This is a genomic window from Candidatus Alkanophaga liquidiphilum (assembly GCF_053996935.1).
In genome coordinates this window covers 1-16,736 of sequence record NZ_JBMXYC010000030.1, presented here as the reverse complement: position 1 = coordinate 16,736, position 16,736 = coordinate 1, and the positions used below count along the sequence as shown (strand labels likewise).

At 52.4% G+C, this 16,736-nt stretch carries 19 protein-coding genes and 1 tRNA gene; 15 read left to right on the top strand and 5 right to left on the bottom strand.

What is annotated here, in order from left to right; all coding sequences use genetic code 11:
- Positions 1 to 26: 26 nt before the first annotated feature.
- From ACXJJA_RS04130 to ACXJJA_RS04120, 3 genes are read left to right on the top strand one after another with little or no spacing between them, the layout of a single operon-like run.
- On the top strand, positions 27 to 284 hold the full coding sequence (locus ACXJJA_RS04130; RefSeq protein ID WP_456486962.1) for a hypothetical protein: 258 nt from the start codon (positions 27 to 29) through the stop codon (positions 282 to 284).
- Between the two features lies 1 nt (position 285).
- Complete coding sequence (locus tag ACXJJA_RS04125) at positions 286 to 588, top strand: hypothetical protein (RefSeq protein WP_456486961.1); 303 nt, start codon at positions 286 to 288, stop codon at positions 586 to 588.
- A gap of 23 nt (positions 589 to 611) precedes the next feature.
- Positions 612 to 1,415 carry an electron transfer flavoprotein subunit beta/FixA family protein gene (locus ACXJJA_RS04120; protein WP_456486960.1) on the top strand — a complete coding sequence of 268 codons (804 nt, stop codon included), beginning with the start codon at positions 612 to 614 and terminating at the stop codon, positions 1,413 to 1,415.
- Here the strand turns inward: ACXJJA_RS04120 and ACXJJA_RS04115 are convergent.
- Positions 1,339 to 1,692, bottom strand: a complete 354-nt coding sequence (locus ACXJJA_RS04115) for a 2TM domain-containing protein (protein ID WP_456486959.1) — start codon at positions 1,690 to 1,692, stop codon at positions 1,339 to 1,341. The genes ACXJJA_RS04120 and ACXJJA_RS04115 overlap by 77 nt on opposite strands.
- Before the next feature lie 154 nt (positions 1,693 to 1,846).
- Between ACXJJA_RS04115 and ACXJJA_RS04110 the strand changes: the two genes are divergently transcribed.
- The 8 genes from ACXJJA_RS04110 (at position 1,847) to ACXJJA_RS04075 (ending at position 11,338) form a co-directional block, all read left to right on the top strand.
- Positions 1,847 to 4,558, top strand: a complete 2,712-nt coding sequence (locus ACXJJA_RS04110) for an AAA family ATPase (RefSeq protein ID WP_456486958.1) — start codon at positions 1,847 to 1,849, stop codon at positions 4,556 to 4,558.
- Positions 4,558 to 5,607, top strand: a complete 1,050-nt coding sequence (locus ACXJJA_RS04105; RefSeq protein WP_456486957.1) for an ABC transporter substrate-binding protein — start codon at positions 4,558 to 4,560, stop codon at positions 5,605 to 5,607. The genes ACXJJA_RS04110 and ACXJJA_RS04105 overlap by 1 nt, the downstream gene beginning before the upstream one ends.
- Positions 5,608 to 5,620: 13 nt before the next feature.
- Positions 5,621 to 7,375: a HAMP domain-containing sensor histidine kinase gene (locus ACXJJA_RS04100; protein WP_456486956.1), complete on the top strand. Its 1,755-nt coding sequence runs from the start codon at positions 5,621 to 5,623 to the stop codon at positions 7,373 to 7,375.
- A 68-nt stretch (positions 7,376 to 7,443) separates the two neighbouring features.
- On the top strand, positions 7,444 to 8,067 hold the full coding sequence (gene pdxT / locus ACXJJA_RS04095; RefSeq protein ID WP_456486955.1) for a pyridoxal 5'-phosphate synthase glutaminase subunit PdxT: 624 nt from the start codon (positions 7,444 to 7,446) through the stop codon (positions 8,065 to 8,067).
- A gap of 41 nt (positions 8,068 to 8,108) precedes the next feature.
- A complete protein-coding gene (locus ACXJJA_RS04090) occupies positions 8,109 to 9,476 on the top strand; it encodes a hypothetical protein (RefSeq protein WP_456486954.1) in 1,368 nt (455 codons plus the stop codon).
- Positions 9,477 to 9,536: 60 nt separating this feature from the next.
- Positions 9,537 to 10,679 (top strand): acyl-CoA dehydrogenase family protein, encoded by a 1,143-nt coding sequence (locus ACXJJA_RS04085; RefSeq protein WP_456486953.1) that lies wholly within the window; start codon positions 9,537 to 9,539, stop codon positions 10,677 to 10,679.
- 9 nt (positions 10,680 to 10,688) lie between these two features.
- On the top strand, positions 10,689 to 11,240 hold the full coding sequence (locus ACXJJA_RS04080; RefSeq protein WP_456486983.1) for a cysteine hydrolase family protein: 552 nt from the start codon (positions 10,689 to 10,691) through the stop codon (positions 11,238 to 11,240).
- Positions 11,241 to 11,263: 23 nt separating this feature from the next.
- Positions 11,264 to 11,338, top strand: a tRNA-Arg gene (locus tag ACXJJA_RS04075).
- On the opposite strand, the gene ACXJJA_RS04070 is transcribed toward ACXJJA_RS04075, so the two are convergent.
- The 3 genes from ACXJJA_RS04070 to ACXJJA_RS04060 are packed head-to-tail and all read right to left on the bottom strand — an operon-like array spanning position 11,339 to position 13,006.
- A complete protein-coding gene (locus tag ACXJJA_RS04070) occupies positions 11,339 to 11,584 on the bottom strand; it encodes a PRC-barrel domain-containing protein (protein ID WP_456486952.1) in 246 nt (81 codons plus the stop codon).
- Between the two features lie 31 nt (positions 11,585 to 11,615).
- Complete coding sequence (locus tag ACXJJA_RS04065) at positions 11,616 to 12,404, bottom strand: NAD(+)/NADH kinase (RefSeq protein ID WP_456486951.1); 789 nt, start codon at positions 12,402 to 12,404, stop codon at positions 11,616 to 11,618.
- Complete coding sequence (locus ACXJJA_RS04060) at positions 12,404 to 13,006, bottom strand: hypothetical protein (RefSeq protein WP_456486950.1); 603 nt, start codon at positions 13,004 to 13,006, stop codon at positions 12,404 to 12,406. Before ACXJJA_RS04060 ends, ACXJJA_RS04065 begins: the two co-directional genes overlap by 1 nt.
- Positions 13,007 to 13,128: 122 nt before the next feature.
- On the opposite strand from ACXJJA_RS04060, the gene amrS reads away from it, so the two are divergent.
- Positions 13,129 to 14,178: an AmmeMemoRadiSam system radical SAM enzyme gene (amrS, locus tag ACXJJA_RS04055; protein ID WP_456486949.1), complete on the top strand. Its 1,050-nt coding sequence runs from the start codon at positions 13,129 to 13,131 to the stop codon at positions 14,176 to 14,178.
- Positions 14,179 to 14,275: 97 nt separating this feature from the next.
- On the opposite strand, the gene ACXJJA_RS04050 is transcribed toward amrS, so the two are convergent.
- The gene (locus ACXJJA_RS04050) at positions 14,276 to 14,515 is read right to left on the bottom strand and encodes a HypC/HybG/HupF family hydrogenase formation chaperone (RefSeq protein ID WP_456486948.1); all 240 of its coding nucleotides are present in this window, start codon (positions 14,513 to 14,515) and stop codon (positions 14,276 to 14,278) included.
- 87 nt (positions 14,516 to 14,602) lie between these two features.
- Between ACXJJA_RS04050 and ACXJJA_RS04045 the strand changes: the two genes are divergently transcribed.
- From ACXJJA_RS04045 to ACXJJA_RS04035, 3 genes are all read left to right on the top strand, one after another.
- Positions 14,603 to 15,571, top strand: a complete 969-nt coding sequence (locus ACXJJA_RS04045) for a deoxyhypusine synthase (RefSeq protein WP_456486947.1) — start codon at positions 14,603 to 14,605, stop codon at positions 15,569 to 15,571.
- Positions 15,564 to 15,974, top strand: a complete 411-nt coding sequence (locus ACXJJA_RS04040; protein WP_456486946.1) for a carboxymuconolactone decarboxylase family protein — start codon at positions 15,564 to 15,566, stop codon at positions 15,972 to 15,974. Before ACXJJA_RS04045 ends, ACXJJA_RS04040 begins: the two co-directional genes overlap by 8 nt.
- Positions 15,964 to 16,736 (top strand): tyrosine--tRNA ligase (locus ACXJJA_RS04035; protein ID WP_456486945.1); only part of this gene is annotated, 773 nt, incomplete at its 3' end. The genes ACXJJA_RS04040 and ACXJJA_RS04035, both read left to right, overlap by 11 nt.

Sequence of the window (16,736 nt, the reverse complement as noted above, 5' to 3'; positions counted from 1 at the left end):
CTTCTTATTTTTTTAACGGCTTTTTAATGTTTTCAAATGCGCTACAGCAACGTTTCGCCGCTCGCCTCATGGTTCTGCTAAACGTTCCGTGCGGACGTGCCAGAGGTGGGGCGGGAGATAAGAAGCGAGAGCCGATTGCGAGCGCCTCTGCACGGGCAAGACGAGAAATCAAAACGCCGACGATGCCGTTAATAAGTTCCATGCCCCTATTTATGATGGCAGTAGGCTTAAGCAAACGGCAGGAGGGGGAAAATAGACCGCTGTGGCGTTTGCGGTTTTTATAATTTGCCTGAGGATAGCGGGAACGAGGCACGTAATAACCAAGGCTACTCAGACGAACAGGATTCAAGTGGCGGTCATAGGAACATTGCTGGCAATGCCGTTGGTCGTGGCAATGACTTTGATTTTCGACGATATGGACTGGTTGCGGCGTTAGGATTCTGTGTGCTGACTGACGTCGGTTCTGCGCTCCTCACGCGGGAAATTAGCCTGAAAGTTGGGCGTGAGATGCTGATAATAGCAATTTTCGTGATTCTCGGCGTGCCGTGCGGCGTCGCTCGTTTCGAACTGGTTACCATGAGCCTATAATTTATCATAACCAACGATTTTGTATGCGGTTTGTCGTGTGCGTAAAACAGGTGCCCGACCCGAGGCATTTTCACGAAATTTCTTTAGACGCGGAGACGAAGCGAATTCAGCGGGAGGGCGTGCCGTCGGTGGTAAACCCGACGGACGAGAACGCCGTCGAAGAGGCTTTACGACTGCGAGAACGCCACAGCGGCACAGTAACGGCGATAAGCATGGGACCGCCACAGGCCGCCTCCGCTTTAAGAAAAACGCTGGCGATGGGCGTGGACACAGCCGTCCTCCTCTCAGATGCAGTTTTCGCCGGCGCCGACGCCCTCACAACAGCTTTCACGCTCGCAAAGGGCATAAAGAAGCTTGGCGGTTTTGACTTGGTGCTTTGCAGCGCCGAGTCTGCGGACGGCGGCACGTCGCAAGTCCCGCCGACGCTTGCGGAATTTCTCGGCGTGCCGCATGCCGTTTTCGTCAGCGAAGTCGAGCATTTAAACGCTGAAAAAAAGGAGCTTGTGGTCAAGAGAGAGTTGGAAAACGGTTACATGCGGGTGCGTCTTAAGTTGCCTGCCGTCATCTCTGTAACTTCGGAAATAAACACGCCAAGGTTGCCGCCTGCAGCCAGCATCATGGAGGCGGCAAGGAAAGAGGTAAAAGTGTGGGATGCAGTGGCTTTAGGCGTTAAGCGTGACGAGGTCGGGCTTCAAGGCTCGCCGACGAGGGTTTTGGAAATTTTCAAGCCTGAGATTGAGAGGCACCGCATCATCTTGCGGGGCGACGCCGAGGAGGTTGTGGAAAGGGCAGTTGAGCTTCTCGAAGCGTGGGGCGCATTGGTTTAGCGCAACATACTTCCCGTATTACGGTTGCGTTACGGTTAGCGCTCTTCGCTCCTTGTTCTCGCTCACATCCCAACCCTCGCAGCCTTTTTCTCCCACTCCGCCGCCACAAAGCGCTCTCTTGAAAATACGAAATGGAAAAAGAGCCCGATGCCTCGGCCGTCGAGCCCTCACGGAAACCACAAATACTCGGGCGAGTGTAAAAATTAATGAAAGTGAGAAAGGCATTGACGATGACGTAAACAGCGAGATGCGCCAGAAACCCGCCTCGCCTTCTCAACCTCTAATTCCCTCCCTCCATACCCGCTTGAAGTCCTCCGAGGTGCCAATGCTCTATATCAGTTACCTCATATAAAACGTTGCAGAACAACAAGGTCTTTTCCCAAAAATAGTTAGCAGAACGGTTAAATGTTAAAGGGGAAACTTGTAGTGAGATGATTATAAGAAGCGTGGAGCTCAGAAATTTCATATCGCACGAGCGCACGAGGGTGCATTTCCCGCTCGGCGTCACTGTCATCGTAGGACCAAATGGTGCGGGTAAAAGCTCGATTCTGGACGCTATGCTTTTCGCTCTTTTCAGGGAACGTGTCCGAGGCGAGCGGCTGGAGGATTTGATACGGCGGGGTGCCGACACCTCACAGGTGAAGCTCACTTTCGATGAGGGTGGCGTCGAATACGTGGTCGAGCGGACGCTGAGCCGTAAGAGCAAAGGTAGGGGCGGTGGCGAGGCACAGTTCCGCCGCTTGGGCGTGGGCGGCAAGCCCGTCGAGGGGCAGCGGGCTGTTTCTGAAGAAATACTTAAAACACTCGGCATGGACAAAGACGAAATACTGAACTCCGTATTTGTGAGGCAGGGAGAAATCGCCGCAATCATCGAGGCTGAGCCTTCAAAGCGCAAAGAGCTCTTCGGAAAGCTACTCGGCTTGGAAAAGCTGGAAAATGCCTACGATGGCATGAAAACCGTCATAGATCATTTTAAAAGCAAGCTCGAAACATATACGGCGCCGCTTGCCGAACTTAAATCTTTAGAAGAGCGTAAGGCGCAGCTCGACAATGAAATAAAAGAGCTTGAGCAGGAAGTGAAGAGGCTTGCGGCGGATTTTAAAGGATGTGAGGGGAGGTTTAAGGCTGCAAAAGCCGCCCTCGACGACGAGGAGGCGAGAAGGAAGAAATATGAGGAGATTAAAAGCGAGTTGCGGGTGCTCGAGGAGCGAGCAGCGCTACTGCATCGGAATACGGAGCAGCTCGCTAAGGAATTAGAAGATGCGGAGACTGCTTCGAGGAGGGCTGAAGCTCTCGAACCCGAAATATCAAAAATTCAGACGCTTGAGAACCTCCTTCTCGCTAAAGCCGCTGCAGATAACTTGCGCACGAAAGAGAAGGCTCTCGCAAAGGAGCTTGAAAAGGTGGAGAAGCTTGCTAAAGAGCTTGAAGCAACTAAAAACGCTTACGAAAAATTTTTAGAGCTTCAAGCAGCTCTTGAGAAGAAAGAAGCTGAAAAGAAAAATTTGGAGACGTATCTATTAGAGGAAGGACGCCTGAAATACGAAATTTCATCCTTAGAGGTTCGTATTTCTGAGACGGAGCAGGAACTCAGCAAGTTGGAAGCTTTTGCCGTTGGGGTCTTAGGGGAAATTTCGGCGGAGGCGAAGGGGCGCTTGATTAAAGATTTGGAGACGGAGCGAGTTAGGGCGAGGGATGAAATTTTCTCACTCGAGCGGCGGCGTGGCGAGGCTATTGGTAGAATAGCTGAAATAGAAGAAACCCTAAAGAAAATAGAGGGGGCGAGCGAGTGCCCTGTCTGCGGCAGGGAGCTGGACGACGCTCATAAGCAACAGCTTATCAGTAGGCTTAAAGCTGAGAAGTCGAGCTTAGAGGCTCTTGCTCAAGCGTTCTACGACGAAATAGGAGCGTTAAAGGCAGAAATAAAGCAAATAGACAGTAGGATAAAAGAAGTTTCCAGCGTGAATGTCGAGTATATCGAGAAGAGCAGGCGTGAGCTTGAAAGGGCGAAGAAAGAGCTTTCAGCGAAGAATAATAAGCTCATAGAAATAACGCCGATGCTGAAGGCGTTTGAAAACATCGTGAACAGCATAGACAGGCTTAAGGGCGAGCTGGAAGCCCTACATGGCGATTACCAGCAGTATATTGGCGCTTTGAAGGCGCTCGAAGCCGAGCGGGCGGAGGCCGAGGTGAAAAGAGAGCTCGAAGATGTGAAAAACAAGCTTTCTGAAAAGCTTTTTGAGGTTAAAAGGCTCGAATCAGAGCTTGGCTATATGCCTGAGGACCCTGAGATGGAGCTTAGGAAGCTTAGGCTTAAAAAATTAGAATATGATAGGTTTAAGTCCATTGCGGAGCGCATAGAAGAGTTGAAGGCGCGACTTGAGGACGTTAGAGCGGAGTTAAGGTGCACAACGGAGGAGCACGAGCGGCTAAATGTGAGGCTTGAGGCGCTCGGCTTCAGCGAAGAAGCCTACGAGCTTGCGAGGCAAAAGTTCGAGAAACTTAGAGCCGAGCTTGAGAATCTTAACATCAAGCTGAGGACTGCAAAGAACCGCAAGGAGGACAAAGTCGAGGAGCGCCGCCGCTTATCTGGGAGGATTGAAGAGCTTGTGAGATTGAAGGTGGAGACGGAAGTCATGCGGAAGTTCGTTGGTGATTTGGAAAAAATAAGATGGGCGTTCTCGAAGGACGGCGTGCAGCGGCTGCTCAGGGAGTTTGCGCTCCCGCTAATCTCCGAGCATGCCGGAGAATATCTGGAGAAGTTTAACATCGGCGTTTCTGGCGTGCGGATCGACGAGGATTTCAATATTTACGTGATGACCGCTGTCGGCGAGCTTCCCATAAAGTCCATAAGCGGCGGGCAAAAGGTGGCAGTGGGCATCGCCCTGCGACTCGCCATCGCAAGCGCCCTCGTCGGGAAAGTCTCCACAGTCGTTATGGATGAGCCCACCGCTTTCCTCGACGAAGAGCGGGTCAGAGAACTCGTGGATGCCATGCGCAGCTTCTTCATGGGCGGCGCCTCAATTCCACAGATGATACTTGTATCGCACCACAGAGAGCTTGAGGACGTCGCCGACGAAGTCTACGTCGTCGAGAACGCCGGCGGCATCTCTAAAGTCATGCCGGCAGCGAGGCGAGAATAATGCGTCGTGCGTTACTCTTTACGCTATTGGGCGTAATAGCGGTCATCGTCGCCACATACCTCCTCTTAGGAATGCCGAGGGGGCGGATGGTGAATGTATACAACTGGGAAGACTATTTCGGAGCGACAACTCTCTCGGACTTCGAAAATGAGACGGGTATAAAAGTGAACCTCTACACCTTCGAGGATGAAGATTTCATGGTCTCGGACGTGCGGTCTAATCCCGGGAAGTATGATGTGGCGGTAGCGAGCAACGACGTCGTAGTGGACATGATCGAGATGCGCCTCCTCGAAGAGATAAATCTGGGGAATATTCCGAACTTTAAATTCATTTCAGAAAAGTTCAAAAACCGAGATTACGACCCCAAGAACGAGTATTCGGTGCCATACCTGTGGGGAACTACAGGGATAGCATTTAACAAAAAATACGTGAGCCCCGAAGATGCTAAGAGCTGGGCGATCCTATGGGACGAGCGTTACGCAGGTAGGATAGGAGTGTTGAATAATCCAGATGAAGTGGTCGGAGCTGCTCTGAAGTGCCTTGGCTACTCCATAAATTCCGAAAATGAAAGCGAGCTTGAGGAGGCAAGGCAGCTCTTGCTAAGGCAAAAAGAGCTGGTCCGTGGTTATTATGACCCCATAACCATAGAGGAGCTTCTCATTTCAGAGGAGTTATGGGTGGCTCACTGCTACAGCGGCAGCGCCATGTATGCCGCCTCAGAAAATGAAAATATAAGCTACGTAATCCCGGAAGAGGGGGCTCCTATCTGGGTGGATAATTTCATCATCCCTGCGGGTGCCCCACATAAGCGCGAGGCTGAGGAGCTCATAAACTTCATACTTAGACCCGATGTCAATACGGAAATCGTGGAATACCAGTTCTACCCGAGCGCCAACGGAGAGGCAATGAAGCTCGTGAGCGAAGAAATCCGTAGCCTTTTGTATCCACCTGAAGATGTCCTGAAGAGGTGTGAATATTTCAAAGAGCTGAGCGAAGAAGCGGTCAGGACGAGAAATAAGATATGGGCGGAGTTGATGCAAGAGTCTTAATTAAGGTGAGCCCATGTTCAAAAGAATCCGCACTAAGATGACTGGTGTATTCCTCGCCGTAACGCTCATACCGACAATAATCGCTGCCTTCCTCGTTATATTACAAACGGAAAGCGCATTGACGGATGATGCGTGCAAGCTGCTCTGCGGAGTTTCTGAAAACGTCAAAGACGACTTGGAGAGGTTTGTCTCGGAAAGAATGAGCGACGTCCATGCATTGGCAAGAGGGGTGGCGTTAGCAGGTGGAAACGCCTCAAAAATCTCAGAGGCGATAAACAGCTTTTATGAAAGCGGCATCTACGACGACGTAACTGTCGTGAATGCGGATGGGAACGTCGTCACATCAATAAAATACAAGTATGTGGGAGAATGGGCATCCAACAACTGGTTTGTACAGGCAAGAGAGGGGCAGGACGTCATTTCCGACGCATATTTTCTCTTTGGAGAGCCGGTGATATCTTTTTTCTCACCAGTGGTCATGGATGACAAGGTGGTTGCCGTCGTCACAGCTCAGATGAGTATGAAGTATATCTGGGACATTGTGGACGCCGTAAAGGTTGGAGAAAGCGGCTTCGTCTACCTGATAGACAAGAACGGGAGGATAATTTCGCATCCTGATAAACAAATGATTTTCAATCGTGCTTATATCGAACATCCAAGCGACGACCACGGATTTTTAACGCAAGACGGGCTCCTCTGCGGATATTCAGCGATGTTCAACGGCTCTTGGATAGTCGTCGCGGCTCAACCCGAAGACGAAGCGCTCGCTATCCTTTTCTCGCTCAAAAGAAGCATTGCCGCTACACTTTCTATCATATCGTTATTTTCGGCGATCGGGGTGTTCCTCCTCGCGAGAGGCATAACAAAACCTATAACTGAACTTACAAGCGGTATTGAAAGTGTCGCTGCCGGCGATTTGAGTTGGAAGGTGGACGTTAGGAGTGAGGACGAACTCGGCACGCTCGCAGCATCCTTTAACAAGATGACTGAAGAGCTGATGCGTGCAAGGGCTGAGATAGAGAGATATGCAAGGGCTCTTGAGGAAAAGGTTGAGGAGAGAACACGGGATTTGAGGCGGGCGTATGAGGAGCTGAAAAGACTTGATGAAGCTAAGACGAGGTTTATAAGCATCGCAGCTCATGAACTGAGGACGCCGCTCACGGTGATTATGGGCTACATGGATGTGCTTAAGGGCGCAGATGGCGAAGCCGTCATGATAAAGGCGATGAAAAATGCCGCGAAAAGGCTGGCGGACGCCATCGACCACATCGTGCTGCTCACGATGCTTGAGTTAGAGGAGTATGAGCTAACCAAAGAGGAGTTAGCGCTCGCAGATATGGTCAAAGAGACTTATGAGAGGTTCAGAGACTTAGCTGAAAAGAAAAACCAAAAAATATCTTTTGAGCTGGAGGACGCTAAGGTAAAAGCAGACAGGGAGGCGATGATGCGAATAATTTACAACTTGCTCTCAAACGCTGTGAAATTTACACCGGATGGCGGTTTGATAAAAATAAGCGTGAAGGAGTGTGACGATACAGTGCTACTCATGGTCGCAGATACCGGCATTGGGATCCCAGATGATGAAAAAGAGAGGATATTCATGCCATTCCATCAAATGGAATATCCCCTGACAAGGTCGCATGGCGGTCTCGGTCTCGGGCTCCCCACAGTGCGGCGGCTCGTAGAGTTACACGGCGGCAAAATCTGGGTTGAGGATAACCCCAAGGGGGGGAGTATATTTTTCGTGGAAATACCTAAGAGTAAATGACTGAATTTTAATTTACGTGCTTTAAATTAGTAAAAACCTATCACGAGGATAAGAACAGGGGTATCAGTATGAAGGTTGGAGTCATAGGCGTGCAGGGGGACGTCGAGGAGCACGTTGTTGCGATGCGAAGAGCTTTGGCGGCGTTCGGACTGCATGGCGAGGTCGTGAGCATACGCCGCTCTGGAATCGTACCAAGCTGCGACGCTCTCGTGATTCCGGGCGGCGAGAGCACGACGCTTTCACGCTTAATGCTCAAGGAGGGCATATTCCCAGAGGTTTTAGAGGCAGCGGAGCGTGATGTTCCCATCCTCGGCACGTGCGCCGGCATGGTTCTCCTCGCAAAGGAAGGCAACGAAGAAGTTGCGAAAACTGGTCAAAAGCTTCTCGGGCTCATAGACGCAAAAGTCGAAAGGAATGCCTTCGGGCGGCAGCGAGAGTCCTTTGAAGTCGCTCTGAGCATTCCCGCCTTCGGACCCGAGCCTTTCAACGCCGTTTTCATCCGAGCGCCGTGCTACGTGAGCGTCGGCGCCGGCGTCGAAGTCTTAGCAAAGCTCGAAGCCGAAAAGACCCTCAAGATAACAAAAAGCGAGTGCATCGTCGCTGCCCGCCAAGAAAACGTCGTTGCCGTTGCTTTCCACCCCGAACTCACCAACGACCTCCGCCTCCACCGCTACTTTCTGAGCCTCATTTAATTCCTGAAAGCTTTATGAACCTCGCCCTCCAAAATTCCATCATGGAAATCTCCCCACATATATTCAGGGCTTATGACATTAGGGGAATTTTCGCCAAAGACCTTCCTGTTGAGGTGATGTTAAGGGTGGGGGAGGCTTTCGGCGCATACTTAAAAGAAAAAGGCTACGAGCACACTGTCGTTGGTAACGATGTGCGAGCGACGTCACCGACGCTTGCAAAGGCTTTCATCGCCGGCGCACTCTCCTGCGGCATCAGCGTCACGGATGTCGGAACGGCGTCGTTCGGCGTCGTCGTGTTCTCAGGCTGGTTACTGCGCAAGGATGCCATCGCTTTCATCACAGCATCGCATCTCCCTCCCGAATGGAACGGCGTCAAGCTCTATGACGGCGATGGCATAGGCTACTCCGAAGAAGCGCTTAAAAGAATAAAGGAGCTTGCTTTTGAGGGCGTGAAACCCGCCGTATGGAGTGAAGTCGGTGAATACCATGCGACCTCTTTCATCAACGAGTACGTGGAATATCTCGTCTCGAAATTCGACGTTAGGGGCGTGAGCGTTACTCTCGACTGCGGCAACGGTAGCATGAGCTTGGTGGCGCCCGAGCTTTTCAGAAGGGCGGGCATGAGCACACTCTCGCTCTTTTCGAACGTGGACCCCCGGTTCCCAAATAGACCTGCGGAGCCAGACGAAGAGCACCTCACAGCCCTGAAGAAGCATATAAAGGGAAGTGACTTCGGCGTGGCTTTCGACGGCGACGGCGACCGTGCTGTTATATTTGATGAGCGGGGGCGGTTGCTCACGCCAGACCAGTGCGGCGTGCTCATTGCCAAGGATTTGCTCTCCAGAGGCGGTGAGAAGGTAATCCTGGCGAACGTGGAGTGTTCGATGTTAATCGAACGAGAACTGAAGCCCTTAGGCGCTCGGGTGATAAGAATTCCGGTGGGGCATACGTTCCTGACGCTCGAAGCGAAGCGCAAGAACGCAACCCTCGGCATAGAATCCAGCGGACATTTCGTCATGCCTTCCTACTTGCCGTTCGACGACGCCATGCTTGTGCCTTTGAAACTCGCCGAAATATTGGCGAGGTCAGGTAGGAGGCTCTCAGAGCTCGCTGACGAAGTTCCTAAGCTCCCGAAAGCGAGGGTAGATTTGGAATGTAGCGATGCCACGAAGTTCAAGGTCGTCGAAAGTCTCGCAAGGAAGTTCTCACGGGAATATGGGGAAGAAAGAGTAAGCACGCTTGATGGCGTTCGTGTCGAGCTTGAGGACAGTTGGGCGTTGGTGCGGGCGTCAAACACGTCGCCGCTGATACGAGTAACCATTGAAGCGACGACGCCAGAACGGCTGGAGAAGCTGAAAAAGAAGTTCGTAAGCGCTACAAAAGAGGAGATAAGCGTTGCCGCCACTTGATTGTCGCAACCAGTTCAAAAGCGAAAAACAGAATTTTATGGAGAGGGATATAAGAGAGTGATGCTGACCGAGGAGCATCGGATGGTGCGGCAAGCCGTCCGGGAAATTGCGCAAAAAGAGATAGAGCCGAGAGCTGCTGAGACCGACAGGAGCGCTAAGTTCCCTTATGAGGTTCTCGAAATACTTAAGGAGCAAGGGGTCCACCTCATACCTCTCCCCGAGGAATACGGGGGCTACGGCAGCGTTCTGATGAGCTGCATTGCCGTAGAAGAGCTTTCTAAGGCGTGCGCCACCCTCGGGCTCTGGCTGCTCGTTCAGGGCTCCGTGACGAGCTGCCTGCGAGCTACCAGAAACGAGAAGACAAAAGGTAAGTTCTTCAGAAGAATGACAGAGGGCAAGGTGGGGGCGTTCGTGCTGACAGAGCCCGACGCAGGGAGCGACGTCGCCTCCATGAAGACCGTCGCTCAGAAAGACGGCGACGAATACGTGCTCAACGGCACCAAGTGCTTTATCTCCTGCGGCGGCGTCGCTGACTTCTACGTGACGTTCGCCAAGACGAAGCCGGAGGCGGGGTTGGATGGAATAAGCGCCTTCGTCGTGGAAAGAGATTCCCCAGGCGTCAGCATCGGGAGAATAGACGAGAAAATGGGCTTGCACGGTTCAGCATCCGCCGAAATAGTGTTCAGAGACGCCCGAATCCCCGAAGAATACCTCTTGGCTGGTGATGGCGGGGAGGGCATGCAGCTGGCATTCGCAGCCATTAATCCCACTCGAGTTTACGTGGCAGCGGCGGCGCTCGGCGTCGCTGAGGGCGCCCTTGAATACGCCGCACGCTACGCCAAGGAGCGCACCCAATTCGGACGTCCGATTTCCGAATTTCAAGGCGTGCAGTTCCTGCTTGCGGAAATTGCCATGAGGATAGAGGCATCTCGCTCCTTGCTATATAGGGTCGCCACGATGCTTGATGAGAACAAAGAAGGTGTCCCGGGCTTCGCTGCGTTAACGAAGTGTTTCGTAACCGAGAAGGCGCTCGAAGCTGTCAATTATGCCATGGATATACTCGGCGGGCATGGCTACATGAAGGATCACCCGCTGGAGCGGATGCTGCGGGACGTAAAAGCTTTCCACTTCACCGAGGGCACAAACTACATACAAAGGCTGCATGTGGCGAGAGCGGTGCTTAAAGGCACACTGAGAGATTGATTGCCGGAAATGCTAGCGGTAATCGTCATCGACATGATAAAGGACAACATTTTCGAGGGGGCAAAAAAGATAATTCCACGCATAAAAAAGCTGCTGGAGGTGGCACGAGCGCACAGGATTCCGATAATCTATGCAAATGACAGTTTTTTTCCATTTGACCCGATGTTTGAACGCATAAGACGACATGCAATCCGAGGGACGGCGGGCACGCAGGTCATTGACGAGTTGAAACCCGAGCGTGGGGACATCATCGTGGAGAAGCGGCGTTTCAGCGCATTCTTTAAGACCGACTTGGATCTAACGCTGCGTTGTTTAAATGTGGACACGGTAGCGCTCTGCGGGATAAACACGTGGGCATGCGTGCTTTTCACCGCCGCCGATGCTGTCTCGCTCGATTTCAAATGCATACTCATCGAGGATTGCTGCGCATCGCATAGAAAGGAAATACACGAAAGTATCATTAAGATCTACAAGGAGTTTCCATTGATTGAAATTCTGAAGTGCGATGAGGTTATACAACGGATGCACGGTGTTGACGCCCACGCAGCGTCAAAAACTTAAATAAACTACGCCGAAATAGTAATGGGCGTGTAGCCTAGCCAGGATATGGCGGCAGCCTCCTAAGCTGCAGGTCGGGGGTTCGAATCCCCCCACGCCCGCTATTTCTTTCTCTGCTCCACCGTAATTATATCACCGACCGCCCGGATGTGCGCAAACGGCACTAAGATGAACTCTCCATCTTTTTTGAAAGCGCTTGTGTCCAGCTCCACCTCCGGCTTCACCACGAGGTCCGTTAGCATTCCAGTCCTTACGTCTGCAATGATGTTCTTAACACGTCCTACCTCGCTGCCGTCTACATCTATGACCTTCATGTCCAGTAACTTTTGCGTGAATATCTTTCGCATGCTTCCTCCTCCATTATTGGATGCATTAACATTATATTCGCAATTTGCTCTTGACCTTTGAAAAAAAGTTTTCGGCAGTTTTAACAAAAAACGCTGGCTCGCCTTTTGTTATTTCTATTTCTTCGCCGCTTTCGATTTCCCGATAGAGTTGCCCATCCATCACGAGTTCTGCATTTTTCTCAAGCAGTTTAAGACGCACCTTGCTGTCAGCGGGCACTACAACGGGACGGGCTGAGAGCGCGAAAGGTGCAAGAGGCACGATAATACAGGCGTCCACTCTGGGGTCGACGATGGGACCGCCGGCGCTCATTGCATATGCTGTGCTCCCGGTGGGCGTTGCGAAGATGACACCGTCAGCCCGCAGTCTCTCAAGCTCGCTGTCGTCGACAAAAATTGCGAAATGAAGGATTTTTGCGGGTCTTGCCGTGAGGACGACAGCCTCGTTCATCGCATACGGCAAACGCTCGCCACCGATGCTCACTGCGAGCCGCTCCCGCCGCTCAACCTCGAAACCTTCCAAGATTTTTAAAACCGTAGCAACAGCATCCTCGGGGGGTATATCCGCAAGAAAGCCCACGCCGCCCATATTGATGCCAACAACAGGTATTGGCGCCTCTAATGCGTGTAACGTCCTCAGGAGGGTTCCGTCACCCCCCATGCATATTATAACATCTACGTCCCCAAGCTGCGCTACGTCTCCCACTCCTTTGATAACTACTTCAACTTCGTCTTTTATTCTGTCCGTTATTTCGTCAAGCAGTCGTAAATCTTCGCTCTCACCTCTACAGACGATTCCTACCTTCCTCGGCTTTATCACCATTACACAAGAACGAATAACTGGGTGCCCTCAGAAAAAACTTTATACATCTGTCCGTGCTTCGCAAGCATCTCAAAACTCTGCAGGTCGTCGTCCATAATCCAGATAAGGTTCGCGGGCTCGCAGCGGCTCGCAGCCTCGTAAACCCACCAAAACATCTGACCGGGACGCAGCAGCCGCGGCTCTATTTTCATGCCTCTGAAATCCAAAATCAGCAGAAAATCGTTTCTTAGCTCGTTTGCCACATCCTCTAAAGCCCTGAGACATGCCGTCGCCCGCTCGTTCAGCGGCGCACCCTCCGGTATCTCCTCCACCCTCTCAGGAGCAATAATCTTCAGAAATTCTGTTATCGTGTCAACGGTCCTTTGCTGATAATCTTCTGAAGAAGAACACCCTTTGTAATTTATTATAAGGCATTTAGCTCCCCTACTCCGCATCTTCATCATTATCCTGTCAATAACTTCGTCAACCATCCCCGCATCCTTGCAGCGAACGCCCATCTTCAAGCGCTGCCTTTCATGCGCATCGCCAAGCTCGAGCCCCTCCTGCGAAAGCCTCGCATCCAAATCAACCTCTGCCAAGCTCTTCCACTCAATTTCCTCCATATTACCCCTCCTTTTTCTTCCTTTACCATTTTTATTTAAAAATTTGTGGGTGAGGTATGCATCATTTCGGCACGTATCATATTTAGGGCGATGACGAAAAAAGAAACATGCATACTGGGCTGATGGAGAGCCCCAGCGTCAAAGAGGCTTTGCTTTACGAGCGTGCCGGCGACGCCGTTCGTTGCGGCGTTTGCGAGAGACGATGCGTGATTTTCGAAGGCGGAAAAGGGGCGTGTGGCACGAGGATGAACGTCGGCGGCAAGTTGTTTACGCTCGTTTACGGCGACTTAAACGCTTTAGAAAGCCGTCCCATCGAGATAAAGCCTTTTTTCCACTTCTGGCCGGGCTCTTCGGCGCTGACGTTCTCGACTTGGAGCTGTAATTTCAAATGTCCGTGGTGTCAGAACTGGCGCCTCAGCAAGACGCCGCCCGAGCTTTCGAGGGTGAACTTCGTGCCGGCGGAGCGCGTCGTCGAGCTTGCAAGGCGCCACGGCGACCACGGGCTTTGCGTGAGCTTCACCGAGCCTACACTTCTTTTCGAGTTCTCGCTCGACTGCTTCACGCTCGCAAGACGGCACCGCCTTTACAACACCTTCGTGAGCAACGGATATATGACCGCTGAAGCGCTTGAGCAGCTGCGAGCTGCGGGGCTTGACGCCATTAAAATAGACGTGAAAGGCGACGCCGAAGTTTACGAGAAGCTCTGCGGCGGCGTCAGTGTCGAGAAGGTCTGGCGGAACGCAAGAACGGCGAAGCGGCTCGGCATGCACGTTGAAATCGTCAACCTCGTTATAACGGGCGTGAACGACAACGAAGCTTGTTTGCGGGAGATTATTGAAAGACATTTGAAGGAACTTGGCGAGCTAACGCCGCTGCATTTCACCCGCTACCATCCTGCTTACAAATTCAATAACCCCACAACAAGCGTCGAAACGCTGGAGCGAGCCTGTAAGCTTGCGAAGCGGCTCGGCGTCGCTTACGTTTACATAGGAAACGTCCCCGGACACAAATACGAAAACACCTACTGCCACGAGTGCGAGCGGCTCCTCATTAAACGTTATTCGTATTCAGTGCTGCGTTATGAAGTCACGAACGAAAAGCGATGCCCGAACTGCGGCGTTGAGGTCCCAATCGTCGGACATTACGTTAAGAAGTCGCTGAGACTTTTTTAGCGAAAGGTGCTAAAAAGGAATTGCGAAGAAATGCAGGACACCCAAAATGAGGGGGCGTGTTTGCTACGAAGCCGCAAAGGGACGATCGTGGTTAAGGTTAAGAATCGTCTTGTATCGGCTCAGCCTCCAACTGCAGAATCTCCTCCCAGAGTTTCAGCGTCTCCAGAGCCTCCTCCTCGTCTATGACTTCGATGGCGAAGCCTGCGTGCACAATCACGTATTGCCCGACGGCGACGTCCACGAGCGTGACATTCACGTCCCGCTTGACGCCGCCGAAATCTACTTTCGCACGGTCGCCGTGAACCTCAAGCACCTTTGCGGGAATCGCTAAGCACATAGAAGTCGTTTTTATCATGCATCTAAATATTTTTTTGTGAATTGGTGGAGGTGAGCGGGGCGAATAATTGCCCTTGCACAAAGAGCCATGCGGATAACAGGAGTGAAGCTTAAGGAAAGGATGAGCGTAGATGAGCTCGTCCGTGAATTACGGGGCTGCGCCTTCGGCGCTCGTCGTCTCGCAGTCGCAGTGGACATCTACGAGGAGATGCTGGAGCGAGACGCCATGAAATTCTTAGGCTTAGCAGGTGCTCTTGTTCCAGCAGGGCTGCGAGGCGTGATTGCGGGGATGTTGCGGGAGGGCTTTGTGGACGTGCTTGTGACCACCGGCGCAAACATAGTGCACGACATCATCGAGGCGCTCGGCGGGCGTCATTACCTCATGACGCTCGATGTTGATAGCATTGACGACAACGCACTCCGCACGCAAGGCGCAAACCGAATATATGACGTGCTCGTGCGTGACGAGGACTTCGTGCGGCTTGAGGAGTTCGTACGTGGCGTTCTTGAAGAGCTTGCGGCTAATGGTAGGTTAAAAAAGCCGATTAGTATAAAGGAGCTGCTGACGGCGTTCGGCGAGAGGCTTGACGACGAAAATTCGATTTTGAGGACTGCGGTTGAAAATGGCGTTCCAGTATTTTGTCCGGCGTTTGCGGACTCCATGCTTGGGCTGCACGCCTCGCTCTTCAGGCAAACGTCGCCGCTCGTCATAGATGCAATTGTGGACATGCACGAGCTCATCAACCTCTGCTACGACGCCAAGCTTGCGGGCGTCATCATCCTTGGCGGCGGCGTTCCCAAAAACTTCATTTTCCAAGCGATGCTGCTCTCCCCGAAGGGCGGCTACGACTACGTCATCCAAATTACGACGGACACGCCGCACGCCGGTGGGCTCAGTGGCGCTACGCCTGATGAAGCTAAATCCTGGGGCAAGGTGAAGAGTGGTGCAAAGAGCGTCGTCGTGTATTCTGACGCCACCATCGCTCTGCCCATAATAATAGCTGCTCTTAAAGAGCGAAGACGTAAAGATGAGCAAGGGGTGTGGAGACATGAGTGAGGAGCTTTTCGAGCGGGCGAAGAAGTTGTTGGAAGAGCCTGAAAAGACGGTGTCGCAAGTCTTTAAGGCGGCGGAGGAGACGCTCGGAACCGTCCCTTTCATTTTGGAGGAAATGGCAAGACGCCCCGAGGTCATGGTTCCGGACATCATAGGCGACCTCTTTGCACTGCGTCCGAAGGCGCTAGATGCGAAGACTGCGGAGTTCGTCGCTCTTGCGGCGGCAGCAGCACTGAGGGCGGAAGGGTGCATCGGCGTGCATATCGATGCCGCTTTGAAGTGCGGCGCCACTGAGGATGAAATTTTTGACGTTTTAATGATAAGTGGAGTCATGGGCAAGACTGCAGTCCTCACAACCGCTTTGCGAAAATTTAAGGAGAAAAGAGAAGAAGCTTGTGAGAAATAGAGAAGGGGAGCGTGTTGCAGCAGTGGCAAAGGAGCGGCTCTCAAGAGATGAGGAGCAACTTTCAAAGCTTCTAAGAGGGGTAGAGGAGGTAGTAACGGAGGAGGAGCTGCGGGCGGCGTTGGAGGATGCTCGCCGCAGGACCGCTTACGTGGGCTACGAGCCGAGCGGGAGCATCCACCTTGGACACATGATTACGGCGTTGAAGCTTGCGGAGTTCCAGCGGCTGGGATTTAAGGCGGTCGTGCTGCTTGCCGACCTCCATGCGCACCTCAACGAAAAGGGCAGCCTTGAGGTGGTGGGGAAAATAGCCGAGCGCAACAAGGAGTGCTTCCGGGCGCTGCTCGGCAACGTTAAAGTCGTGCTCGGCTCGTCGTTCCAGCTCAATGCTGATTATATACGGGACGTGCTGCGGCTCGCCACGCTCACGACGCTGAGCCGGGCAAGGCGGAGCATGGACGAGATTTCGAGGAGCGTGGAGAACCCGAAGGTCTCGCAGATGATATATCCACTGATGCAAGCCATGGACATCGCATATCTCGATGCGGACGTCGCCATTGGCGGGATTGACCAGCGCAAGATTCACATGCTCGCACGAGAAAGCTTGCCGAAGCTCGGGTTCAAGGCGCCGGTCTGCGTGCACCTTCCGCTTATCCTCGGGCTCGACGGCGAGAAAATGTCGTCGTCAAAGGGCAATTTCATCGCCATAGACGACGATGAGGCGACAATCGCAGCTAAAATCAGAAAGGCGGTTTGCCCGCCGAA